25 protein-coding genes are annotated in these 24,123 nt (G+C 58.3%); 6 read left to right on the forward strand and 19 right to left on the reverse strand.

The annotated features are described in order from the left end of the window. Positions 1-2 precede the first annotated feature (2 nt). Together AC2FFD_RS11900 and AC2FFD_RS11905 are read left to right on the forward strand one after the other, a co-directional pair. Positions 3-1,010, forward strand: coding sequence for a flagellin (locus AC2FFD_RS11900; RefSeq protein WP_425079384.1), 1,008 nt, complete (start codon positions 3-5; stop codon positions 1,008-1,010). After that, positions 1,007-2,101 (forward strand): flagellar basal body P-ring protein FlgI, encoded by a 1,095-nt coding sequence (locus tag AC2FFD_RS11905; RefSeq protein ID WP_170345705.1) that lies wholly within the window; start codon positions 1,007-1,009, stop codon positions 2,099-2,101. The genes AC2FFD_RS11900 and AC2FFD_RS11905 overlap by 4 nt, the downstream gene beginning before the upstream one ends. A 54-nt stretch (positions 2,102-2,155) precedes the next feature. Here AC2FFD_RS11905 and AC2FFD_RS11910 read toward each other — a convergent pair whose 3' ends face one another. The 8 genes from AC2FFD_RS11910 to AC2FFD_RS11945 form a co-directional block, all read right to left on the reverse strand. Then, on the reverse strand, positions 2,156-2,800 hold the full coding sequence (locus AC2FFD_RS11910) for a DUF1523 family protein (protein ID WP_170345706.1): 645 nt from the start codon (positions 2,798-2,800) through the stop codon (positions 2,156-2,158). 10 nt (positions 2,801-2,810) lie between these two features. Beyond that, the gene (locus AC2FFD_RS11915; RefSeq protein ID WP_171120117.1) at positions 2,811-3,077 is read right to left on the reverse strand and encodes a hypothetical protein; all 267 of its coding nucleotides are present in this window, start codon (positions 3,075-3,077) and stop codon (positions 2,811-2,813) included. Position 3,078: 1 nt separating this feature from the next. Continuing rightward, on the reverse strand, positions 3,079-4,416 hold the full coding sequence (locus tag AC2FFD_RS11920) for a DUF6638 family protein (protein WP_496873145.1): 1,338 nt from the start codon (positions 4,414-4,416) through the stop codon (positions 3,079-3,081). Between the two features lie 148 nt (positions 4,417-4,564). Continuing rightward, a complete protein-coding gene (locus tag AC2FFD_RS11925; RefSeq protein WP_170345709.1) occupies positions 4,565-4,897 on the reverse strand; it encodes a hypothetical protein in 333 nt (110 codons plus the stop codon). Then, complete coding sequence (locus AC2FFD_RS11930) at positions 4,894-6,825, reverse strand: AAA family ATPase (protein WP_496873146.1); 1,932 nt, start codon at positions 6,823-6,825, stop codon at positions 4,894-4,896. Before AC2FFD_RS11930 ends, AC2FFD_RS11925 begins: the two co-directional genes overlap by 4 nt. 57 nt (positions 6,826-6,882) lie before the next feature. After that, on the reverse strand, positions 6,883-8,001 hold the full coding sequence (locus tag AC2FFD_RS11935) for a hypothetical protein (RefSeq protein WP_480638563.1): 1,119 nt from the start codon (positions 7,999-8,001) through the stop codon (positions 6,883-6,885). Then, positions 7,994-8,269: a hypothetical protein gene (locus AC2FFD_RS11940; protein WP_170345712.1), complete on the reverse strand. Its 276-nt coding sequence runs from the start codon at positions 8,267-8,269 to the stop codon at positions 7,994-7,996. Before AC2FFD_RS11940 ends, AC2FFD_RS11935 begins: the two co-directional genes overlap by 8 nt. Positions 8,270-8,278: 9 nt before the next feature. Beyond that, entirely contained in the window at positions 8,279-9,358 is a 1,080-nt protein-coding gene (locus AC2FFD_RS11945) for a coiled-coil domain-containing protein (protein ID WP_170345713.1), read from the reverse strand. 284 nt (positions 9,359-9,642) lie between these two features. Here AC2FFD_RS11945 and AC2FFD_RS11950 point away from each other — a divergent pair, with 284 nt between their 5' ends. Then, a complete protein-coding gene (locus AC2FFD_RS11950; RefSeq protein WP_257599804.1) occupies positions 9,643-11,118 on the forward strand; it encodes an NAD-dependent succinate-semialdehyde dehydrogenase in 1,476 nt (491 codons plus the stop codon). A gap of 111 nt (positions 11,119-11,229) precedes the next feature. Here the strand turns inward: AC2FFD_RS11950 and AC2FFD_RS11955 are convergent, their stop codons facing one another. From AC2FFD_RS11955 to AC2FFD_RS11985, 7 genes are all read right to left on the reverse strand, one after another. Further along, positions 11,230-13,455, reverse strand: a complete 2,226-nt coding sequence (locus AC2FFD_RS11955) for a tetratricopeptide repeat protein (protein ID WP_496873147.1) — start codon at positions 13,453-13,455, stop codon at positions 11,230-11,232. Between the two features lie 144 nt (positions 13,456-13,599). Further along, entirely contained in the window at positions 13,600-14,067 is a 468-nt protein-coding gene (locus AC2FFD_RS11960; protein WP_170345716.1) for an Hsp20 family protein, read from the reverse strand. A 123-nt stretch (positions 14,068-14,190) separates the two neighbouring features. Next, the gene (locus AC2FFD_RS11965; protein ID WP_480685625.1) at positions 14,191-15,006 is read right to left on the reverse strand and encodes a trypsin-like serine peptidase; all 816 of its coding nucleotides are present in this window, start codon (positions 15,004-15,006) and stop codon (positions 14,191-14,193) included. After that, on the reverse strand, positions 15,003-15,794 hold the full coding sequence (locus AC2FFD_RS11970; RefSeq protein ID WP_170345718.1) for a trypsin-like serine peptidase: 792 nt from the start codon (positions 15,792-15,794) through the stop codon (positions 15,003-15,005). The genes AC2FFD_RS11965 and AC2FFD_RS11970 overlap by 4 nt, the downstream gene beginning before the upstream one ends. 119 nt (positions 15,795-15,913) lie before the next feature. Next, positions 15,914-17,227 carry a glycolate oxidase subunit GlcF gene (gene glcF, locus AC2FFD_RS11975; RefSeq protein WP_496873148.1) on the reverse strand — a complete coding sequence of 438 codons (1,314 nt, stop codon included), beginning with the start codon at positions 17,225-17,227 and terminating at the stop codon, positions 15,914-15,916. 4 nt (positions 17,228-17,231) lie between these two features. Then, positions 17,232-18,332: a glycolate oxidase subunit GlcE gene (glcE, locus tag AC2FFD_RS11980; RefSeq protein ID WP_496873149.1), complete on the reverse strand. Its 1,101-nt coding sequence runs from the start codon at positions 18,330-18,332 to the stop codon at positions 17,232-17,234. A gap of 49 nt (positions 18,333-18,381) precedes the next feature. Continuing rightward, complete coding sequence (locus AC2FFD_RS11985) at positions 18,382-19,821, reverse strand: FAD-linked oxidase C-terminal domain-containing protein (RefSeq protein WP_496873150.1); 1,440 nt, start codon at positions 19,819-19,821, stop codon at positions 18,382-18,384. Between the two features lie 79 nt (positions 19,822-19,900). On the opposite strand from AC2FFD_RS11985, the gene AC2FFD_RS11990 reads away from it, so the two are divergent. Then, on the forward strand, positions 19,901-20,611 hold the full coding sequence (locus AC2FFD_RS11990) for a DUF599 domain-containing protein (protein WP_496873151.1): 711 nt from the start codon (positions 19,901-19,903) through the stop codon (positions 20,609-20,611). 5 nt (positions 20,612-20,616) lie between these two features. Continuing rightward, complete coding sequence (locus AC2FFD_RS11995) at positions 20,617-20,994, forward strand: hypothetical protein (protein ID WP_496873152.1); 378 nt, start codon at positions 20,617-20,619, stop codon at positions 20,992-20,994. A gap of 3 nt (positions 20,995-20,997) precedes the next feature. Here AC2FFD_RS11995 and AC2FFD_RS12000 read toward each other — a convergent pair whose 3' ends face one another. The 4 genes from AC2FFD_RS12000 to AC2FFD_RS12015 all read right to left on the reverse strand — a co-directional run bounded on the left by AC2FFD_RS12000 (position 20,998) and on the right by AC2FFD_RS12015 (position 23,876). Next, on the reverse strand, positions 20,998-21,483 hold the full coding sequence (locus AC2FFD_RS12000; RefSeq protein ID WP_496873153.1) for a flavodoxin family protein: 486 nt from the start codon (positions 21,481-21,483) through the stop codon (positions 20,998-21,000). Position 21,484: 1 nt separating this feature from the next. After that, a complete protein-coding gene (gene rlmH / locus AC2FFD_RS12005; protein WP_257599796.1) occupies positions 21,485-21,955 on the reverse strand; it encodes a 23S rRNA (pseudouridine(1915)-N(3))-methyltransferase RlmH in 471 nt (156 codons plus the stop codon). A 44-nt stretch (positions 21,956-21,999) separates the two neighbouring features. Then, positions 22,000-22,359 (reverse strand): ribosome silencing factor, encoded by a 360-nt coding sequence (gene rsfS / locus AC2FFD_RS12010; protein ID WP_217358180.1) that lies wholly within the window; start codon positions 22,357-22,359, stop codon positions 22,000-22,002. Between the two features lie 164 nt (positions 22,360-22,523). Continuing rightward, positions 22,524-23,876, reverse strand: coding sequence for a mechanosensitive ion channel family protein (locus tag AC2FFD_RS12015; protein WP_496873154.1), 1,353 nt, complete (start codon positions 23,874-23,876; stop codon positions 22,524-22,526). A 115-nt stretch (positions 23,877-23,991) separates the two neighbouring features. On the opposite strand from AC2FFD_RS12015, the gene AC2FFD_RS12020 reads away from it, so the two are divergent. Continuing rightward, positions 23,992-24,087, forward strand: a complete 96-nt coding sequence (locus tag AC2FFD_RS12020; RefSeq protein WP_224857982.1) for an isopropylmalate isomerase — start codon at positions 23,992-23,994, stop codon at positions 24,085-24,087. Positions 24,088-24,123 lie beyond the last annotated feature (36 nt).

The following is a 24,123-nucleotide window of genomic DNA, read 5'->3' on the forward strand; positions in this document are numbered from 1 at the left end:
CCATGAACATCACTTCTATCGGCGATTTGGCGCGAGGAATGACCTTGCGAACCCGCGCAACAGATATCAAAACCCAGATCGAAACCCTCTCTTATGAAATGTCCACCGGGCGGGTACAGGACGTCTCGGGTCGGCTTGGCGGGGATTATTCGCAAATTCTGGATCTCGACCGCAGCCTCGCCAGACTCGACGCCTTTGGCATCGCAACGTCCGAAGCCGCCCTGTTCACCGACACCATGCAACTGAGCCTGAAAACCTTCGGAGATTCGGTCGGAGACATGACCGCGTCTTTGCTGGCCTACGGAACCGCCAATCAGCCCGTCAATCATGAACAAGCGTCCCAACAGGCGAAAAACGAGCTGGACACGATGATCTCGGCACTGAACACACGCGTGGGAGGGCGCAGCCTGTTTTCCGGCACCGCCACCGATGTGTCGCCTCTGCAATCTTTGAACGATCTTTTGACGGCGCTGAAGTCGCAGTTGACGGGGCTTGCGACGGTCGCTGATATCAGGCTGGCGGCAGAAAACTGGTTCAATGACCCGGCCGGTTTCGACGCCGTGATTTATCAGGGGTCAAGCAGCACACTGTCTCCGATGCAGATTTCGGAAAACGAAAGCGTCACGCTGCCGATCACGGCAACGGATCCGGCGTTCAAGGCCGCACTCAGGGATGTCGCCGTTGCAGCGCTGGCCACCGACAGCGCATTGGCACTTTCGCCCGATCAGCGCACCGCATTGTTCACGCAGTTAGGGGTCGATCTGGCCAACGCACAGGATGCCACCGTAAAACTCCGGGCAAAAGTCGGGGCGGCCGAAGCCCGCATCGAAGAGGCTGCAACACGCAATTCCTCGGCCCGGACCAGCTTGGAATTCAGCCGGAACGAACTGATCGCGGCCGATCCTTATGAGACGGCAGCAAAACTGCAAACGGTGCAATTTCAATTGGAAAGCCTGTATTCCGTAACCGTTCGCAATGCGAACCTTTCACTGGTGAACTTTCTGAGATGAGGGCGCTGATACTTCTCCTGCTTCTCCTTCCCGGCATGGCTTGGGCAGGGACAATCCGTCTCAAGGACCTCGTGGATTTTGACGGTGTACGGGGCAACGATCTGGTGGGTTATGGCCTGGTGGTCGGCTTGAACGGAACCGGTGATGGATTACGCAACGCGCCCTTCACCGAAGAAATCATGTCCAACATCCTCGAACGTCTTGGCGTCAACGTCACCGGTGAGGATTTCCGGCCCAAAAACGTGGCAGCGGTATTGGTCACGGCCAGCCTTCCGCCGTTTGCACGGGTGGGTGGTCAAATCGATGTAACGGTTTCAGCCATAGGCGATTCCAGCAGCCTCTTGGGGGGCACTCTGATCATGACCCCGCTGAACGCGGCCGACGGCCAAATCTATGCGGTCGCTCAGGGCACAATCCTTGCGGGCGGCGTTTCGGCTGAAGGAGAGGCAGCTTCAGTCGTGCGCGGGGTGCCAACTTCGGGCGTGATCCCATCCGGCGCGAGGGTCGAGCGTGAAATTGACTTCGACTTGTCAACTCTCACTCAGATGCGCCTCGCACTCAGAGAGCCAGACTTCACCACAGCCGCGCGCATCGAAACCGCGATAAACACCGAGTTCAACAGAGCCGTGGCGATTATGCGGGATTCCGGCACGGTTGAGCTCAACGTCGCGGCGACTCAGGCGGTTTCGACAGCCCATGCCATTGGGCGCATTGAAAACATTCTGGTTGAACCGGAATCGAAAGCGCGCGTTGTTGTCGATCAGCGCTCTGGCACTATTGTCATGGGGCAAGAGGTCCGAATTTCGCGTGTTGCGGTGTCTCAAGGCAACCTGACTCTGACGGTTCAGGAAGCACCGATTGCAGTGCAGCCCAACCCGTTCGCCAGAGGTGAAACAGTGGTCGTGCCACGGACAATCGCAGGGATCGAAGAAGAAGAGGGAACCGGCCTCGCCGAAATCCCCGAGGCCACCACGTTGTCCGAGGTCGTCGCAGGCCTGAACGCGCTTGGGGTCTCGCCTCAGGACATGATCGACATTCTGAAAACGATCAAGGCAGCAGGCGCGCTGCATGCGGAATTCATCGTCAGGTGAAGGGCACAGCCAGCCGGATGGGCGTGCTGCTGCCACGCCCGCCTAAGCTGCGATCTATTTCGATTTCCAGCTGTCCAGCCAGCGGCGAAACCTGTTGCGCCGCTCTTCAATGGCATCACCGGCCGCATACAGGCCGTCTTCAACGTTTTCGATCATCGGATCGATCCGGGATTGCCGGAACCTGCGCCAACGCACCCATACCGCCCAAACGAACGCCGCAAAGATCGTCAGGAAGATGATATTGAACCATGGAATGATCCGCACATCCGGGCCATCCACATGCTTGATGAAAATGGCGTTGGGAAAGATCGACATGAATTCATTGCGCCACCCGTAATGGGTCACGACCACCCATTTCGGGTTCTCCTTGGTCGATTTCGCATCATTGGCCTCGGTATACAGGTTCGCCGTGTCGAACTTGAAATACGGCGGCCATCCCCAGCCGGTATCCTCATTTCGGTACACGATGGGTTTTCCATTGGCCCGCACCGCCTGAATGAACTGCACATCCCGGTTGGACAGGCTGGTGGATTGATCTTCCGGCTCTGACCAGAAGATCCGGGTCCAGTCGTTCAGATCCTGCCGTTCTTCATAGGTGTTGACGATGCGCACAATGTCATGCTGGGGCAGAGAATATTGCAGGATCACGGCAATCGTGCCCCAGAAAATGATAATGAACGCCCATTTCACATAGGCCATGCCTAAACCCTCACATGTAATTCACGATGTAGATCAGCGCGCCAATCGCCACCCACGGCACGATATAGACACCTAGGATCAGTTTACGCCGAAACGAGTTGTCATACACATGCAATCCGCGTTCGACAAAGGCTTCTTTGTTGCCCGTCTTGCCCTTTTCGTCCCACCAGTTCTCCAATTTGCGCCGACGTATGCCGCGCGAATAGAAAGACAGCCCGACATAGGCAATCGTCTGGATCACCAGCAAGATCAGCAAAAGGCGCAATAATCCAATCATTTCAACCTTTCCTCACCGAACCCCACGGACCGACCCGGGCAATTATGTCATCGCTGACGCGATCGTCGCCGCTCATATCCAGCTCATGTCCGAACAGGGCGGCGCGGGCGCCTTGTTTGTCCACCTGATATTCGCGCGCAAGGAAGTCGGCCACATAGGCCTTCTTGCTCTCGGGCCAGCCCGAATATGTTCGGTAGAACAATTCTTTGTGGCAGATGAACATCTGGCGCGGGTCCAGCGGGGCCAATTCGGAAAGCAGCATGTTCACCAGATCGCGGTTCGGCGTATCGGCGGCGCGTAGCGTGTAGAAATAGGCCGGATGGTCCGAAGTGATGCGCGGCCACGGACCCCCATCACTTGCCCAGCGCAGCAGTTGCGCAAGCCCGTGATAGGCCTGCGGCAGGCGATCCGCGTGGTTCCGTGCCAACCGCCGCATGTCGCTGCGATCCAGCCCGGTCAGGTTGACATCGGCATCCGCCGCCGCATCGACGGTCAGGAAATCCATCTTCTGTTGCAGGATCGCGGCCGCATCCACGCCGCGCGCCTTGACGATGGGCTCAACCAGATCGTTGTAGTCCAGAAATTTGGCAATCTGGTTCCGCTGCGACGGATCAAACGTGTATTTGATCGGCAGGTCGTCAGGCTTTTCACCCATGCAAATCGCTGCCGGGTGATCAACGTCGGGAAAAAGATAAAGCCCACCGAAATGTGCCGTCCAGAAGTTTCGCTGCTCAAAATCCGTATGACGCAGGCGCACCGGGTTTCGGGTGACGTCACCGGTTTCCCTGGCGGTTTCGATCATCTTGGCGATCAGCACATCATCGAACCAGGCGTCCTCTTTGGTTTTGAAACGTTCGACCATGCCTGCCAGTTGCTGTGCCTTGCGCAGGGTGCCGCCTGTTGTGTCGGCCTCAATCTCGATCTTGCGCAGGTTCAGCAGGTCGCGCGGTGTGGTGAGTTTGAAGACCGAGTTCACCAACTCTCCGGCCACCGCATCGGTGGCGGTCAGGGCGAACAGCTGCGCCTCGTTCATCTCGATGAAGTCTCGCAGAATATCGCGCGAGGTCGAGAATTTGACGTTCAGCAAAGGCGCGCGTTTTTGTTCGGTCGTCAGCAGGATGAACTGCCGGTTGACCCCGTTGGGGTTGAGGTAGAGCGGGTCGTCCAGCTCAATCCCCACCTCCGGCGAATAGCCCGAGATATCGACATGAAAATCCGTCAGCGCCGTGGTCTTGCCCGCCAGATGCTGCAACGCGCGGTTATACCGTTCGACCAGAGCCGGGCTGGAGATGTGGACGAGATTGCCGAACATCAGGCCTTTTTCGATGAGGCGGATCATAACAATTGCCTTCCCGCGCAACGGTAGCGATGCGCCCGGCCTGAGGGTGGGTGCTGAACGCGCCCGCCCTGGGGGGCGGGTCGGGCGCGTCGCGGCTGCGCCGCGATATCACTCTCAAAAAGAAACCTGTACTCCATGAATTCGAAACTCATGCTCTCAGTCCTTTTGCAAATGCAAAAATGATCGCGAAACCAAGGGGTATTGCAATCAACCAGAACTGTAGCTGAAAATAGACCATAACATCTGCGGGATTTGCGTTACCAACGTCCACGGCAAATCGGTCGACAAAAAAATCCATCAAAGTGTAGCTGGCAAGAATTGTAAGAACAGTGCAAGCCGCGCCATATGCTAAGAATAGAAGCAACCATTCCTTTCCGCTTTCTTTAGCCGCGCGAGACGTTCGATAGGCTCGGAACCCTATTGGAACAGCAACCACAGTGCTCAGCAGTAGAGGCAGACCTATGGCGATCAAATAATTCACCCCTTCCCCTCCAGATACCGCCGCTTGGCCTCTTCCATCCGGCCCATCTCGCGCACCGCGTTCTCGATGGCGACCTCGTCGCTCTTGTCGGCATAGCGGAACTCGCTGTCGGCGTAGCGGTTGATTTCCTGCATCACCATCTCAACCGTGATCGGCTGGCGCAGGTCCTCGATCATCGCTTTCTTGGTGTCGTAGTCGCGGAACAGGAACAGGTCGGGGTTTTCCATCCACTCGTCGGGCAGTTCGAAATCCATCGCGCGGACTTTGACCGCGTCGGTGATGTTCTTGATCGCGCGGCCGGTAAAGCGCTCATCCGCCTGCTGGATCGCCTTGAGGTAGGTGCCCAGCTTGGCGATGGTGTCCATCTGGCCGATCTCAGCCGAAACCCGGTCATAGACCTGAAGCAGAGCGTCCTCATGCGGGCGGGAGTGGCTTTCGAAACTGGCGGCGACAGCCTTTTTGATTTCCTGCGCGGCATAGGCCTCGTGCTCACCCAGCGGGATGTCATGGTTGCGGCCCATCAGCAGGTGTAGGATGTCGATGTAATCCTCGCGCGTCTGTGGCCCGTCCACCAGAAACCGCGCACCCGCCCGTTGACGCAGGGCGTCGTCCACATTCTCGGGGTAGTTCGAGAACATGCCAAAGGTGCAGTTGCCGCGCACGACGGTGTTGGCGCCCGCAAAGCTCTCCATCAGCACGGCGGTGATTTCCAGTTGACCGGCTGACGACTGCCGGTCGCCGCGTTTGCCCGCCAGCTGGTCGATATCGTCGATGGTGCCGAACCCGATAACCGAAGGGTCGATGATCGTGTTGATAAACGCCTTGGCGTTTTGACCGGACTTGCCCTGATAGCTGTCGATATTGTCGGTGCTCAGGTTCTGATAGCGGAACGGATAGCCCGCGTTCTGGCAATAGTCGTTGATCAGCCCGGCCATCATCTGGATCAGGGTGGTCTTACCGGTGCCCGGTTTGCCGTCGCCCATGAAGGTAAAGATGAACCCGCCAAGCTCGGCAAACGGGTTCAGGCGGCGGTCGAAATCATAGGCCATCACCATCTTGGCCAGCTTCATGGCCTGATATTTGGCGATATGGTTGCCGACCACCTCGTTCGGCTTCTTGAACGTCATGGTCAGGGTGGTGGATTTGGCTTTTGAGGCCGGCTCAAACCCCCGGATCGTCAGATCGTCTGCCTCGATATGCCAGGCGGCGTTCTGGAACGGGGCCAGATGGCCTGCCGACCCTGCACGCAGGGCGGCTTTCTCCATCAGTTGTTCGGCATAGGCGCTGGTGGCCGCGATCAGACGGGCGTCGTCGGGGGCGTGTTTGGCCAGCACCTGATCCAGCTCCCACAGCGCGCCATGCAGGGCAAGCTGGCCATTGTCGGTCAGAACCTCTTCGATCTCACCGAGATCAACCGTGATTTCGCCCAGATGCGAAGACATCAGATAGGCAAGCGCGTTGCCGAACGTATGTAGCGTGATCAAAGCCTCAGCGGTCAGCAATTCCGAGAATTCGGTCTTGCGGGCGGCGGGCAGATCCCCGGCCAGATTCGCCCGCTTCAGATCGGCCAACGGGGTTTGTTCGGCATAAGCTTCAGCCACGGCCAGCGCGATGGCAATGGCCCGACGAATGGCCTGCTGCGTTGTGGCCTGAGGTGGCGAGACCAATGCATCGCCATCATCCGACGCCTCGATCCGTTCGACCAGATGTACCCCATCCGCGCGCACCGTGCGCCGCGTCACCAACCCTGGGGTCGTCGACCGAAACCGCCGTGCCGTTGACACACCCGGAGAGCGTTCGACGGCGGCCTCAAGGGGTTTGGCAATCCGCGGTGCATGCTCGAACCCGTTCAGCAAGGCGGTTGCTGCGGGATAATGCTTGCGAATGTCGTCTTCGCGCAATTCCATCTGATCTGACGTCAAACTCATCTCAAAAACCGCCCTTGCTTCATCTTTTCAAAAATACTCCCGCCGGAGGCGAAAAATTCAATATCTCAACACCTGCCCGGTCTTGCTGACGACGAACTTGCGCACATCGGCAAAACCCGGCGGGTTGCGCTCGGCCAGCACCTGAAACGGACGCTGGGGCAGGATGATCGAGCGCTGAGTGCGCGTGGCCCCGGTCTCGGCCCCCTGTCCGCCGAACGGGTCCAGCGCAAAAATCTCGCGCTCGACGGTCGAGAACCACCCGGAGCGCTCTTCGATCACCTCTTCGCTCTCCAGTTCTTCGGTGGTCCAGGCCAGTGCCCAATCCTGACCTTGCGGAGATTGCGCGTCCTCCAGCACCTGCCGCAGGGGGCCGGATTGCTCGGTATAGGCCGAGGAATACATCGGACCCACATGGATGCGGCGCAGGTGTTTGGGATGCAGGTCGTCGAAATCCTGATCGAAGCCTTTGGCAATCGTCACCAGTTTCAACCCACCCAGCGCTTGCGCCATCAGATGCGCCTGAACCTCGGGCCAGCGGCGCTGATCCTTGGGCAGGGCAGTTTTGCCGCTGTCCTCAAGCTGCATCAGATAGATGACGGGCAGGTTGATCTGGCTGTCATAGACCGCCCAGTGGATCAGGAATTTGCGTCGGTCCCCCTCATTTCCGATCCAGTGGCACTCGGGATCATTACGGGCCCAGAACAGCTGACCTTTCAGCAATTCCTCATAATAGAGCCTTTGGGACAGCGCAAATTGCAGCTTGGTGGGAATTTCCTGATCGCCGATGATCGTTCGCACCATGTCGGTTTTCAGGTCCTCTTCCGAGGGCATGTTTGCCAGATGCACCTGCGCCTGCTGCGCGTCATTGGCCATGGTCAGCAACTCGGCCGCCACCGGAAACCCGCTGTCACGTTTGTCCATGGCGAGGCTGCCAAAGAACCGCCCCGTATCGCGCCCGACCAGCAGATACTTCATGGAGAGCGCGCGGAAGGTGTAGAGCAACCCCGAGAGGTAGCGCGACACGATCCGCACCTCTTGTTTCGAGATCGCACCCTCCGCCTCCATCGTCGCGGCCACGCGCAGGAGGTGGACGGTGATCACCTCGAATTTGCGGAAATAGCGGCGCGAGGCAAAAGTGTCGGTCAGGCCGACATGGTCTTGGGTGGGGTCAGTCATTATCCACGCGCTCTTTTCTTTGTCGGTGGCCGAATAACTTCTCATCAAGCTGTTCAAGTTTGATCAGACCGTTGGCGAACAATACGCAGAGGCAGAACGTTGCCAGAAGAACACCCACGATCAGCACAAGTTTGATCACCAAATGGTCTGGCATCCAATCAGCTGTCAGAAGAAGCAAAGTCAGGAACCCGCCAAAAACAACAAAGAGAATCCCTATCCTGAACCTGTAGCGTATTCCTTTTGGCTTGCCTTTGGAACGGAACGTCACTGAAGCGCCTCACCCGCCATACAAATTCTTATCATGCTTCTCGACAATCGAGGCAAACCGGCGCGCAAAGCGTTCATCCGCCTTGGCCTTTTTCTCCAGCACGTCGCGGGCGAAGACCATGTGGTCCTCATGCGCCTCAAGCATGTCGGCCATTTTCTGGTTGGTCGCGGTGCCGATGGCGGCCATGGCGGTTTGCGCCTCTTGGTCCGTTTGCACGCCGATCTCGTTGATGCGGTGGGCCACGTCCTGCTGTTGGGCGGTTTTCAACGACTTGGTCAGGGCGTCATACAGCACCACGCGCTGTTGCGTGTCTGTCTGCAGCTTGTTGATCAACACCATCTGCGTCGCCGCCTGGTTCTGTAGGGAGTCGACCCAGGTCTTGCCCTTTTCGATATAGCGCTCCAGCGTCTGGCTTTTGGCCAGCTTGACCTGCTCTTCCTGAACCTTGGCGTTGTATTGCTTGTTCAGCTCGGCCAGTTCGGTTTCCAACTGCGTCCGCGCAGCGGCGTCCTGTTCAACGCTGATCTTGTTTTCCAGCGTGATGATCGTCGGGTCCATGCCCTGAATCTCAGCCCGCAGCGCTTCCAGCTCAGCCACAGTGGCCTCGCGGTCGTCCAGCGTACCGGTCAGGTTTTCTTCAACCTTCACGCGCTGTTCTTCCAGAACGGAAAGCTGGCCTTCCAACAGCTTCACGATCACGTCGGACTTGGCGATCAGGTCCTGCAACTTGTCGTCGATATTAGCGGTGCGCATCCGCTCCTGCCGCATCGACTCGGATTTACCTTTTGAGAAGATACCGACAAACGTCTCCCACCCGGATTTCGAGCGCATCTCGTCGAAATCCTTCGAAAACGCACTGGTAACATCATCCAAGCCCATAATCAGCTCGGCAATATTGGCGTTCATCACCTCGGTATGGGCATGCACATCCTCAAGCGTGGCGTTTTCGATGTCGATATCCGCCTCGGCCGTGCCGATCTTGGCGCGCGCCGCTTCAATGCGCGAAGTCAGCCCTTCGATCTGAGACTGGCTTTCACGCACTTTGGCTTGAGTCTCTTCTATCAACGCTTCGAATTGCTGGTTCGACATCTCTGCTGTCCTCTTTTTCTTTATTTACCCAATAAGATAGGGAATGTTACACCGATTTACATCCCCTGGGCCTCAAAATTCACCCAGACTTTGACAAACTCCTTTGCAAAAGGAAAGGCGAGACCGCCGAATGAAAGAAACAGATATCGAGTGACTTCATTAGATTAACTTGTTAAGTAAATTTTTGATCAAATCTGGATTGATTCCACATCCAGAGTGGCCATAGACAATTGAGACATCACCTGATTGGGTGCGCGCAACCCAATTCACGCCGGAGGCTTATCATGCTGGACGCAACGACCGATCTGAAGTCAATTCTGAAGAACCCCGAATTGCTTGTAACCAAAGCCTATATCGGCGGTCAGTGGGTAGACGGTGACAATGGCACGTTCAAAGTCACAAACCCCGCTCGGGGCGATGTGGTCGCCGAGGTGGCAGACGTCAGCCGCGCTCAGGTCGCCGGAGCAATCGCGCAGGCTGAAGCCGCGCAGAAAGAATGGGCCAAGCTGACCGGCAAGGAACGTGCAGCCATCTTGCGGCGCTGGTTCGATCTGATGATGGAAAACGCCGAGGATCTGGGCAAAATCCTGACCGCTGAACAGGGCAAGCCCCTGGCAGAGGCCATCGGTGAGATCGGCTATGGCGCGTCTTTCATCGAGTTCTTCGGTGAAGAGGCCAAGCGTGTCTATGGCGAGACCATTCCCGGCCATCAGCGCGACAAGCGGATCATGGTGATGAAACAGCCAATCGGCGTTGCGGCCTCGATCACGCCCTGGAATTTTCCCAATGCCATGATCACCCGCAAGGCAGGCCCGGCTTTGGCCGCCGGCTGCGCCTTTGTGGCGCGTCCGGCCACCGAAACGCCCCTGTCGGCGCTGGTACTTGCGCTGCTGGCGGAACAGGCCGGCGTGCCCGCGGGTGTGTTCAACGTGGTGCCCTCATCCCGGGCCAGTGAGATCGGCAAGGAGTTCTGCGAAAACCCCGGCGTGCGCAAGCTGACCTTTACCGGCTCGACCGAAGTGGGGCGCATTCTGCTGCGGCAGGCGGCAGATCAGGTCATGAAGTGTTCGATGGAGCTGGGCGGCAACGCGCCGTTCATCGTGTTCGATGATGCCGATCTGGATGCCGCCGTCGAAGGCGCGATGCTGTGCAAGTTCCGCAACAACGGTCAGACCTGCGTCTGCGCGAACAGAATCTATGTGCAGGCCGGTGTCTATGACGCGTTCGCGGCCAAACTGAAAGCGGCAGTGGAAGCGCTGAAAATCGGCGACGGTTTGACCGAAGGCACCACCACCGGCCCGCTGATCAATGCCGACGCGGTCGCCAAAGTCGAAGAACATATCAAGGACGTGACCGACAAGGGCGGCGCGGTTCTGACAGGCGGCCTGCCCCATGATCTGGGCGGCACGTTCTTCCAGCCAACCATCGTGACCGGCGTGACTCAGGACATGCTGGTGGCGCAGGACGAAACCTTCGGCCCGCTGGCCCCGCTGTTCAAGTTCGAAGACGAAGACGACGTGATCGCCATGGCCAATGACACGATTTTTGGTCTGGCCTCGTATTTCTATGCCAAGGACCTGAGCCGCGTCTACAAGGTGGCCGAGGCGCTGGAATACGGCATCGTCGGCGTGAACACCGGCATCATCTCGACCGAGCTGGGCCCGTTCGGCGGCGTCAAGCAATCCGGTCTGGGCCGCGAAGGCAGCCATCACGGCATGGAAGACTATCTGGAGATGAAATACGTCTGCATGTCGGTCTGATCCAATACGGTCTCTGTCCCATTGCGGCGGGCAGAGACCCCGCATCCGGAAACGCGATCGCGTCGTTGTAAAAACAAGTGTATAGCGGCGGCCCAGTCGACGGTGACACGGCTAGTCTGCGGATTTGTCCCGGATTTGTTCGATTGCGCGGGCCGCGAACTTTCCCTGCAACGAACCGTCCACCATCGCTTCCAGCGCGGGCAATGCAGACGACGCCGCGCCACCTATTTTCCCCAATGCAATTGCTGCCTCTTTCCGGACAAACACCGACGGGCTTTCAAGAAGCGCGATCAATTCCGGCACCGCTGGCTCTGCCTCGGGACCAAACAGGGCCAGTGATTGGGCTGCCGTCCTCTGATCTTTGGCATCCCCCCGTGACAGATCTGCCCTCAGACTTGCTATGGTTTTTTCCGGAGGCAACGCCGCCAGACGAAGCCCATCGTTCAGCCGGGCGTTCAGATGCTGGTTTTCTCCGACCCAGTGGATGATAAAAAGGTAATTCTGAACAGCGTCCTGTATGACACCGGCATGCTTGCCCTTTTGCCATCGGTCGATGATGGCCCTGCCCGCACGGCGATCTCCATTCAGGGCCAGAACCGAGGCTGCAAATGGCATCAGCTCGGTTGCCTGAGGGTTTCTGTTCAACTCTTTCTCGATCACATCTGCTGCGCCCGTCAGGTCATTCAATGCGTACAGAGCCGCCGCTTCAAACAGCGCGTAGTGGCTGGGATAATTGGGATCCAGCCGGGTCGCGGCCTGCACAAAGGCCAGTCCTTCCTCGGGCTCACCCGCTGCAATCAAGGCCCATCCCATCGTCAGATGCGCCTCGGGGTCACTGGGTTGCAGCGCAATGGCTTTCGCTGCTTCTCGTCTGGCGTCTTCCGTCCCCCGGCCTACCCCTTCGGTACTGTTCCAATCCGGAAGACTGAGACTGACAATAGCCCGGATGACGTGCACCAGGGCGGTGTCCTGCTCTATCACATCCCGGTAATACTTGAAAAACAGGCCAATGTGCATTTGCGCGCCTGACCCTGCGAACCCATTCCAATGATGAAAGATGTGCGGTCGCAAATGCGCCAGGGCAAGCGTCGCCCAGGCACGCCCATAATCCGGGTCCAGTTCCACGGCCTTTTCAAAATGGGGAATTGCCGCAAGGTTGTCCTGTTCGTTGAACTGCGAATACAACTCCCACCCGCGTTGGAAGGCTTCGCGTGCTGCAATGGTCTGGGTTTCCACGCTTTCGATGGCCTGCCGGCTTTGAGGGTCGAGTGGAAGATCCAGCTCCTGAGCAATTGCGAGAACAATGGTTTTCTGTACCTCAAAGATGTCATCAATCGCACCATCGAGTCTTTCGGCCCAGATCAATCGCCCGTTCAATGTGTCGGTCAGGCGAATATTGATCCGGAAATCTTCATCCGCACGTCGCACGCTGCCGTCAACGACGTAACGAACCCCCAGCTCTTCGGCAAAACGTGCGATATCTATGTTTCTGTCGCGGTATGCGAAGGATGAGTTGCCCGCGATGACGAACAAACCGGATATTCGGGACAGGTCCGTGATCAAATCCTCAGAGATACCGTTGATCAGCATGTCCTTGGACGCGTCATCGGTGTAATTCGCAATCGGCAACACTGCGATGGAAGGTAGATCCGGCAAGGGGTAAACCATCTGCGCCTCTGAGGCACGCAATTGGCCGGTCTTCCACGGTTTCGTCAGAAAAAGCCCAACGACCGCCAACATCACCAATAGAGCCGACAGTGGCAGCCAGCGGGATTTCCTCTTCGTGCGGCTTTTTCGCGGGGAAGGCAAAGTTTCCGCTTCCACGCGAAAGGCCTGAACCGGGTCTGCGATGTTCTTGACGTTCTGTGGCCCGATCGGAGCAAAATCGTAAGGCACTTTGTTGCGCGCATAATCGACGATGGATTGTGAAACAATGATACCACCGGGGTCTGCCAGTGCCTCGAGCCGCGCGGCAACGTTCACGCCGTCGCCAAGGATGTCATCCCCGTTCGAAACCACATCGCCGACATTCAGTCCGATCCGAAGCGTGATGACGCTATCCTGATCGGTTCCCGCATTTCTCTTTGCAAGCTCGGCCTGAATTTCCACGGCGGCATGAACCGCATCGACGGCGCTGCGAAATTCGATCACAAAGCTGTCTCCAGCAGTGTTCGCGATACGTCCTGAATGCCGGGCGATCGCCGGCTCTATGACTTCGCTGCGGATCAGGCGAAGTCTTGCGATGGTACCTTCTTCGTCCAGACCAACCAATCTTGAGTAGCCGGCGATGTCGGCTGCCAGGATAGCTGCTAGTCGACGTTTTGGTCGGCTTTCCATAATACCCAAGACTATCAGGCGGATAATTTGCTGGGAACCAATTTTCGCGCATGCCCAAAACACAACGCCCCGCGTCTGGAGGAACGCGGGGCGTGTGATGCGGCAGCCCGGGAGGAGTGGACTGCCACGGGATAGTCAGAAGCCTCAGTTCACGGCTTTGGCGTCCACCACATCCTTTTCGATGGCTTTGGCCGAGGTGATCTCGATCCGGCGCGGTTTCAGGGCCTCTGGAACCTCGCGCTTCAGTTCGATGTTCAGCATACCGTTTTCGTGGCTCGCACCGGTGACGCGGACATGATCCGCCAGGGCAAACCGACGCTCGAACGCGCGGGTGGCGATGCCACGGTGCAGATAGGTGCGCTCTTTGTCTTCAGCGGCTTTCTTGCCTGACACGACAAGTGAATTCTCTTTCACTTCTACGGTCAGGTCGTTTTCCGAAAAACCGGCAACGGCCACCGAAATTCGGTAGGTGTCGACATCGGTTTTTTCGATGTTGTAAGGTGGATAGCTGGGCTGGGCGCCATCGTTGGTCAGAACGCGATCCATCATGTCGGCGATCTGGTCAAAGCCAATGGTGGCGCGGTGCAGCGGTGCAAAATCAAACGTACGCATGTGTCATATCCTCATTCTTGAGCGATTTGTGATCAGTGCCCTCGCATCGGACGGGCAATACCAAACACCGGACCCCGTTCAGGCGGTCCGATACTGATCACATGGGTAGCGATTTCGCCGAGTTCAACCCCCGCCGGAACGGATGAATTTGGCACCGGATTCTGACTTGCCGGACCCGACCTGCAACCGTCGGATCGACGCCTTGGGCCGAGGTGCGTCGCGCCGCATGATGGCCTTGAGTTCTGCGACTATCCCGTCAAGCTCCATACCAAACCCCACCTTTCTGCGGCCGTTTGTCCCTACCGCCGAAACCACGGACAGGATCTGCCAGCGCGCACCGTTTTTCGCCAGAATTGCAGACCCGGAAGACCCGAACGTAATGTCGCAATCAAAGGTGATCAGCCCCTGCCTGCGGTCGATGATACGGCACGACCGTTCTCGGGTGATCGCCTCGGACCGGCCCCGCCCATACGAGGCAATGCTGATCTCGTTGCCCGGAACACGGCCGCTGTGAAGCGCAAAGGGGTCGGCGACCGAATACGGAATAGGCTCGTTCAGCCGCATCAGTGCGACGTCCAACTGGACACCTTCGTGCGAAAGCGGGTTCTGCGAACCATAGCTGGGATGAACCGCGATTTGCGTGACCTGACGTTCGGCCAAGGCGTTGCCGTTGCTGAGGCCTGCACGAAACGTGATGTCTTCGGGCACGTAAGTCTTCCCGGTACGACGATCCACCGCACAATGGGCCGCGGTCAGCACCATGTCCTGCGCGATCAACGTACCGGTGCAATACGAGGCATCGCGGACATCCAGCCGTCCGACAGCCTCCCAACCCAAAAGATCCTCTCGGTCAGTCAGCATACGCTTGTTGGATTGCGCATGCGGTGCTGTCGCCAGGACGCTCAGGCCCAATAACAGGCTCCAGAAGACTCTCATCATGGTCGAATGAACCTTGCGCCTATGTTCTTGTTCGCTCCCGATCCGGACGAGGAAAGCCCAAATCCCCGCCCCGCAGAAAGCTCGTCACGCAGCAATTGCAGCGAATGCTCAACCGCGGTTCCGATTGCAACACTCTGGCCGTCCATGCTGGCCTTGGCCGCTACCACCGATACGATCTGAGGACGCGCGCCCGCGAAAGAAAAAACCGGTGCCCCCGAAGACCCGAAATCAACATCGCAGGACATGACCAAAACCCCGGCCTGCCGGTTCATGACCGAGCAGACCTGTTGCAGAGACGGAGCTTCTGACCGGTCATGCGCATAAGACACAACGCCCACTTCAGCGCCGCGTTTGGGCTGATCGCCCGACTCAAATGGAATTACCGCGGTATTACGGATCGGCTGCCACAGCTCGATCAAAGCCACGTCCGCACTTACCCGGTCGGCCGTAGAATCGACGCCATATTGGTAATCCGGATGGATCACAGCCTGGCGCGCGGTCCGATACGCCAACGCACGTCCCAAACGCCACCCGGCCAGAAACTCGATATCTGCGGGGTTGATCCGTTGACCGGATCTCTTGTCGAACAGGCAATGCGCCGCAGTCAGTACAAGGGTCGGCGACACCAGCGTTCCGGTGCAAAACCCTGCCCCGGCGATATCCAACCGCCCGACAGCCATCCACTCGCGCCCGGAATCCGACGTATCCAGGCTTTCCAGCCCGGTGTCCTGCGCCGTGGCCGCCAATGGCAAGACACAGAGCACGATCGCCTTGATCCAGTTGCGCACGCGGTTCTCCGAGACTCACTTCGAAGCTTTTGTCCTACGTGCCGCGTTGGGCGAAAATAGGGCGGTCAGGCACCAAAGGTATTTCCCTGGAAAATGATGCGCGCTGGCATCAGCACGATTCACCGCAGGACGGGAACGGCGTTGCCTGTTCTGTGCAAGGCCGGTGGCTTTGGCCCGCCCGTCGCCCAGTCCAGCAACTCTACCGTATGAACAATCGGCAGTTGCGTAGTAGAACCGATCTGCATCATGCACCCGATATTGCCGGCGGCAATGATATCAGGCTTTTTCGCCTCAAGTGTTCTGACTTTTCGCTGTTTCAACTGGCCCGATATTTCCGGCTGCATCAGGTTGTACGTTCCCGCGCTGCCGCAGCACAAATGACTGTCGGCGGGTTCGACAACCGAGAAACCCGCGTGTTTCAGCAAATCTTTGGGATAGGATTTGATCTTCTGCCCATGCTGCAACGAACAGGCCGCATGGTAGGCGACGGTCAGGTTTTGGTTTTCGCCCGTCGGCAGATCCAACTTGATCAGAAGTTCACTGATATCCATGGCGATTGCAGACACACGCGCCGCATCTTCGGCCAGCGGGTCATTGCGAAACATGTGTCCATAATCTTTCACGGTGGTGCCACAGCCGGAGGTATTGATGACTATGGCGTCCAACCCCTCACCGTCCATTTCCCGTTTCCAGGCTCTGATATTGGCTTTTGCCGCCATATGACTGTCTTGCACCTTGCCCATGTGATGGGTCAAAGCTCCGCAACACCCGGCACCTTCGGCGATCACGACCTCGCACCCCAATCGAGTCAGCAGGCGGATCGTGGCGTCATTGATATCGGTGTTCAGCGCCCTTTGCGCGCAGCCCGTCATCAGCGCCACCCGCATTTTTCGTTCGCCGCCGGGCACAAAACTCTGCGGATCATCGTTGCGGCTGACAGGCGGGATATGCTTGGGCGCCATGTCCAACATCGCGCGCAGCCGGGCATCAGGCATCAGGAACCGGAAAGGACGGCCCAGCCTGGCCCCGATCAGGGCCCAACGGAATCGCATGGGATAGGGCAGGATCTGCGCCAGAACCCAACGCAACGCACGATCCGTCAGCGGGCGCTTGTAGTTTGCCTCGATGTATTCGCGCGCATGATCGACCAGATGCATATAGTGCACGCCTGACGGGCAGGTGGTCATGCAGGCCAGACAGGACAGGCAGCGGTCGATGTGCTTGACCGTCTTTTCGTCGGGCACACGCTCGTTTTCCAGCATGTCCTTGATCAGGTAGATGCGCCCACGCGGACTGTCGAGCTCATCTCCCAGCACCTGATATGTCGGGCACGTGGCCGTGCAAAATCCGCAATGGACGCAGTTGCGCAGAATCTCGTTCGAGCGCTGGATGGCCGGGTCTTGCAATTGCTTTTCCGTGAATTTTGTCTGCATCGCCCTATCCCATCAGTCCTGGGTTGAACAAACCGCGCGGATCAAATTTCGCACGCAAGCCCTTTGTCAGAGCCGATATTGATGTGGATTCCGGATGAAACCGCCCCAGTTTTCCGAACGTCGCGTGGTCAGATCGTACCAAAGTTGCATGACCCGAAAACGCACCAAGCCGGGCACGCACATCCGTGCCAGCCGGGACCCGCAGCCAAACAAGACCACCGCCCCAGTCAAACAGCGCTTGATCCGCTTCGGCGCGCGCCGAAATCTCCGCCGCGTCACCCGGTTTTACCGAAAGCCGCCAGACGTCCCCCTCCTTGCCCTGAAATGGGTGAACGTCACGTATTCCAGCCCAAAGCGCCTCGGACTTGCTTTCCTCAGCAACGTCCCCAAAACCTTCCAACTCAGCTGTCAATCTGCTTGTCCGATATGCAACCGAATCCACAAAACCTTCGACCCTAATCAAGGCTTTTTCAAGATTTGGGTCATAGGCCGCGCCCGTCACCTCAAATGGAGATTTCAGTGCTGCCGAAAGAACCCGCACAGCAACGCCGATGTCTGAGACTGCAACGGAAAGGGTTGAACTTCGCTCCGGCTTGGGCAGCACCTTCAACGACACCTCGGTCAGAACGCCCAAAGTGCCCCAAGACCCACCCATCAGCTTGACCAGATCGTAGCCGGTGACGTTCTTCATCACCCGCCCGCCGTTCCTGATCACCTGCCCGCGCCCGTCGACAAAGCGCACTCCTAAAAGGTAATCCCGGCACGCCCCGGCCTGAATCCGCCGCGGGCCCGAGATGTTGGCCGCCACAACACCGCCAATCGTCGGCTCACCCCGAGTCTCCAGCAAACCCCGGTGATCCATCGGTTCAAAGGCCAGTTGTTGCCCTTCCCCATCCAACGCCGCCTCAATCTCAGCCAGCGGTGTACCCGCCTTTGCCACAAGTGTCAGCGCCCCGGGTTCATAGAGGGTAATACCGCTCAGCCCGGATACCTTCAGTTCGGGCTCCCTCCCGGTCACACCGCGCGTACCACCTCCGGCAATCCGCACCGGACCGCTCAGCCCGGCCACAAGTTCGGCCAATTCAGCTTCCGTCTCAGGTCTCATTTGCTTCATCTTTTCCAAAATACTCCGGGGGCAAGGGGGCAGAGCCCCCTTACTCCGCCGCAATGCGCCGCGCCCGAGACACATCCAAAGGGAAAACTTTCGCAGGATTCAGCAGCCACTTGGGGTCGAACACATCTTTGACCGCCATCTGCGCCTCAAGATCGACAGGGGCATATTGATGCGACATGAGATCCCTCTTCTCGATGCCCACGCCATGCTCACCGGTCAGACAACCGCCTTCGTCCACGCATAGTTTCAGAATTTCGGCCCCGAATGCCTCGCATTTTTCCAGATCACCCGGTTTGTTGGCATCGAAAAGGATCAGCGGATGCATGTTCCCGTCCCCTGCGTGAAAAACGTTCCCGACAGGCAGACCGAATTCTTCACTCAACTCACCGATGCGGCGCAGCACCGTCGGCAGGGCCGACACCGGGATCGTACCGTCCAGGCACATGTAATCGTTCAACTGCCCCATGGCGCCGAAGGCCGATTTCCGACCAAGCCAGATTTTTGCGCTTTCTTCGGGAGACTGGCTTTCTCGCAGTTCGACCGGGTTGTGGCGTTTGGCGATCTCGATGATTTTCGATAGCTGATGGTCGATTTCCGCTTCAGACCCTTCCACTTCGACAATCAACAGCGCATGGCAGTCGGGGTATCCGGCATGCGCAAAGTTTTCGCATGCTTTTATGCACAGCGTGTCCATGAACTCGATCGCAACCGGCAGAATACCCGATTTGATAATGTCCGAGACACACCGGCCCGCCACTTCGTTATCGTCGAACCCCATCAGAACCGGCCGGGCGCCTTCGGGTCTGCGCAGAACGCGCAGTGTCGCTTCGGTCACCACGCCCAACTGACCTTCCGAGCCGCAAATGACGCCCAACAGGTCCAGCCCGGGCGCATCCAGATGCGCGCCGCCGATCTCGACAACACTGCCATCCATCATCACCATGGTCACGCCCAGAAGGTTGTTCGTTGTCACACCATATTTCAGGCAATGGGCACCACCTGAATTCATCGCGATATTGCCGGCAATGGCACAGGCCAGTTGCGAAGACGGATCCGGCGCATAGAAGAAGTCTTCTTCCTCGACCGCACCGGTGACGCTCAGATTTGTGCGCCCCGTCTGCACCCTGATGAAACGGTTGTCATAGTCAACTTCCAGCACCTCATTCATCCGCGCGACGCCCAGAATGACGCAATCGGCCGTCGGCAACGCCCCGCCGGCCAGCGACGTACCCGCACCGCGCGGCACGACCGGCACGCCTTCTTCATGGCAAATGCGCAAAACGTCCGAGACTTCCTGCGTGCTCGACGGCAGCACGGCCAGCATCGGAGGGCATTTGTAAGCCGTCAGGGCATCGCATTCATAGGCTCGGGTTTCAACCGGATCATGGATAATTGCCGTATCTGGCAGAACCCGCGACAGCCGCGAAACGATCGCGCCTTTCCGGTTCAGTACGTCCGGGCTTGGCTTTGGCATTTCCATGGCGTCCCTCCCTTTGGTAAAATAATATTACCAATTTACCGCACTGGCAAGTTCCGATCTCCGATCGTACTGTCGCACCATGACCTGGATCGAACGTGCCGCCCTGTTTTCCCCTCTGGATTATGCTGCCATCGCAATATTGCTGGGTGCGTGGCTGTGGATCGGATGGAAGATCGAACACCCGTCACCACAAAAGCCGTCCGTCGCCCTTGTGATGGATGGCTACCGCCGCGGCTGGATGCACGAGATGGTGACGCGCCAGCCACGCATGTTCGACGCTCAGGTCGTGGCCGCCATGCGTCAAGGCAGTACCTTTTTCGCCTCAACCACGATGATTGCCATCGGGGGTGGCCTGGCCCTGTTGGGCAATACCGAGCGATTGGCCGGGGTGGCTACGGATCTTGCCATCGGCAGCGCTCCGGCGATGGTCTGGGAAATCAAGATTCTTGTCGTCGTCCTGCTGCTGGCCAATGCTTTTCTGAAATACGTCTGGGCACATCGTCTTTTTGGCTACTGCGCCGTGTTGATGGCCTCGGTCCCCAACGACCCCGAAGACCCGAACGCCTATCCTCGGGCCGGTCAGGCGGCCGAGATCTGCGTGACCGCCGCCCGAAGCTTCAACCGTGGTCTCCGCGCCACCTATTTCGCCCTTGCTTCGCTGGCATGGTTTCTTGGGCCGATGGCATTGGTTTTGGGCACGATGATCACATTCGGTGTCCTGTATCGCCGCGAGTTTGCATCGCAGTCCCGCGCGATCCTCATGGCCCAAACCTCAAACACAGAGACGTGATCCCCATGCGCCGCGTTACACCGTACGTTCGATCCATGCGATATGTGATTCTCAGTGCCTTTCTGGCTGCCCCAGCCCTTGCCGACCCGCCGACAGTCGAACAGGTCCGCGCCAGTGCCACAGGTGACACATGGCGGTTCGACGTGACGATCCGGCATCCCGATACAGGCTGGGATCATTACGCCGACGGCTGGCGCGTTCTGGACATGGACGGGAATGAGCTGGGAATGCGTGTGCTGCACCATCCGCATGAGACCGAGCAGCCTTTTACACGCTCGCTTGGTGGCGTGGTCATTCCGGAAAGCGTTTCGCAGGTGCAGATTCAGGCGCGGTGCAATGTGCATGGCTGGAATGAAGACACCACATTGGTCAAATTGGACTAACCTTCAGAATATCCCCATGGCAAGACCCGCACCCAGCGCGGAACCGATCTCGCGACACCGATCCAGTTCATCTTCCGGAATGGCTTTCCGGGCCAAAATGGCCTCGGGCGTTTGTGCTTGGGTGCAGATGATCAACGGAGGCTGAACCTCTTTCAACCGCCAGCCAGTGGCAATCCGGGCAATCTGGCGGGCGGCATTCTGTCCGTCCGATCCGGCGCAAATCATCTGCGCATAAGGGCGACCTTCGATCTTTCCCAGCACCGGGTAATAGCAGCGGTCGAAAAATTCCTTCATCAGGCCCGAAATCGCCGCCAGATTTTCTGGCGCGCAGAAGATGTAGCCGTCGGCGGCCAGTACATCTTCAGGCCCGGCCTGATCCGCGGGAACGAGTTTCGTGTCCGCCTCACCCCGCGCTGCTTCAGCCGCCGCTTCGGCCATCTGCCGGGCACCGCCAGTGCGCGAGTGGTAAACGATCAGAAGCTGCGCCATGTCAGACCCGGTGATAGGGACCGCCCGACAGAATGGTCGCGGCCCGATACAGTTGCTCGGCCAGCATCACACGGACCAGCATATGAGGCCAGACCATCGACCCGAACGAGAGGGAAAAGTCGGCTTCTGCCCGCAAAGCAGGGTCTATTCCGTCGGCCCCGCCGATGATCAGCGCCAGATCCTGCCGCCCCGCATCGCGCCAACCACCCAGTTTCCTGGCAAAATCGGGCGAAGACATCACGCGCCCGCGCTCGTCCAGCGTACAGATCACCGCGCCCTTGGGCAGCGCCTTGCGCAGCAACGCGGCTTCGGCCCCCATGCCTGCGTTTTTCTTGTCTTCAACCTCGATCACCTTCGCAGGACCAAGACCCAGGCCACGGCCGGTCCGGTCAAAGCGGGTCAGGTAATCATCAAGCAGGGATTTCTCCGGTCCGGCGCGCAATCGCCCGACCGCAACTATGCTGATACGCATATCTCTCTCGCCTCCGGCCCCTCAATACGGGCCGGGATGGCGCCTCAGTTCGCCGAGGCGCTGCCGCCCTGAGGCAGCCACATCTTTTCCAGCTGGTAGAATTCGCGCACTTCGGGGCGGAAGATATGGACGATCACGTCGCCCGTATCGATCAGCACCCAGTCGCCGGCATCCTTGCCTTCGACCTTCGAGGTGAAACCGAATTCCTGCTTGATGCGATCCGTCAGTTTTTCCGCCATGGCCGAGACCTGACGGGTCGACCGACCCGAAGCAATCACCATGTGATCCGCGACAGACGACTTGCCTTGCAGGTTGATCTGCACGACGTCTTCGGCCTTGTCATCGGAAAGTGAGGAAAGGATACGCTCAAGCAGCTTGTCGCTGATTGACTGAGAGCGGGCCATTACACCGGCCCCGTCTTCGGCGGGCAAACCCGCCTGTGTATGTAGAGACAGGACATAGTCCTCCTTTGCTGCGCGCCGCCAAACCCCGGCGCCGGGGTACTAATAAGGTAACAAGGGGAATGCAACATTTCAATGAAAGCGCGTCCGGCCCCGTCCACAGGTGATCACTCTTCTGCGATTTGTTGCATGTTTGCGTTTTCGGGCAAAATCCGAACCTCGCGCTGCGGGAAGGGGATCGAGATGCCTTCGTCCTGAAACGCATCCCATAGCGCAAGATAGACATTACCCCTAATATTGGTCAGCCCCTTGGTCGGATCGCTGATCCAGAACCGCAGAACGTAATCCACGCTGCTGTCACCAAAGCCGGTGATATGGCAAACCGGTTCATGTTTTCCGCCACTCAGCACGCGGGTCACCGCCTTTACAGCCCGGATCGCGGTTGCACGCACTTTGTGGGGATCATCCTCATAGCTGGTGCCGAAATCCAGATCCAACCGTACGAATTTGTCGGAATGCGACCAGTTGACCACCTGGTTGGTAATCAGGTCCTCGTTCGGGATCAGGTATTCCCGCCCGTCCCGCGTGACGACCGAGACATAGCGTGCGCCCAGCGCGTTGATCCAACCGAACGTGTCACCCAGCGAGATCACGTCGCCCGGCTTGATCGACCGGTCCATCAGAATGATGATCCCCGAGATCAGGTTCGACACCACTTTTTGCAGGCCGAACCCGATGCCCACTCCGATTGCGCCCGACAGCAGCGCTATGCCGGTCAGATCGAAGCCCAGCGTGCGGATCGCGGCCAGAAAGACCGCACCGTACAGCAGCACCTGAATTCCCTTGGCCAACAACACCTGCATGGACGGGGTGATGTCGTCATTGCTCTGCAAGCCACGCTCGGCCGCGCGCGTGCCGATGCGGGCCAGCGTCAACAGGACTCCGATCAGCAGGATGGCCTTGAGAATGCCCAGCACAGAAATGTGCAGTTCCCCGACGGAAATCGCGACCCCATCGAGGAATTCGGCCACGTCATCCGTCAGATTCAACGCAACAAGCGTTGCATAGACCCACATTGCCCACTTGAATATCCGGCGCAGCGTCCGGTTGCGGACAAGCCTCGCGACCAATGCGATAGCCAGCCACGCAGTTGCCAGAGTTGCAATGATCCCAATGAGGTAACTGCGCGAAGGCCAGGTGACATGCTGCATAACCTGATACAGGAACCAGGACAGCAGCACGAAATAGACCAGTGTCAGCCGCTGCATCATCTGCACCATGATGCGAAGCCGCCATTTCGGCCATCCGGTGCGGGCACGCGTCCAGGCATCCCATCGCGGCTGTGTCAGAGTTTTCAGAAGGAAAGCCAGCGCCCAAAGAAAAAGGATGATGATCAACTGATACTGCCGCCAGCCCGGCGTAATCACCAACTCTATCAGTTCCTGAAATTCCGAAGAGAACCCCGCGACCATGTTGTTGTAAAGGTCAGACAGTGAGCCGGGGATCAGATCTTGGTTCATGCGCGCCTCCTGCACCGCAGCTTGGACAGCAACGCCGGGCGTTGCAAGCCTGACACCGGTTTTGAACCTTGATTGCAGCAAGGGCGCAGTATATCTGGACCGCATGAGACTCAATGTGGCCCAAGAACAGAATCTGGAAGACCGCGCGCGTCTGCGCGAACGGTTCTTTGGGGCTGCCCGCACGGTCCTGGCACGCCTACCCGTCGCCTGAGCCAACTCGCCAGCCATTTCTCATTACATACGGGAG

The organism is Ruegeria sp. YTSC002 (assembly GCF_059609845.1).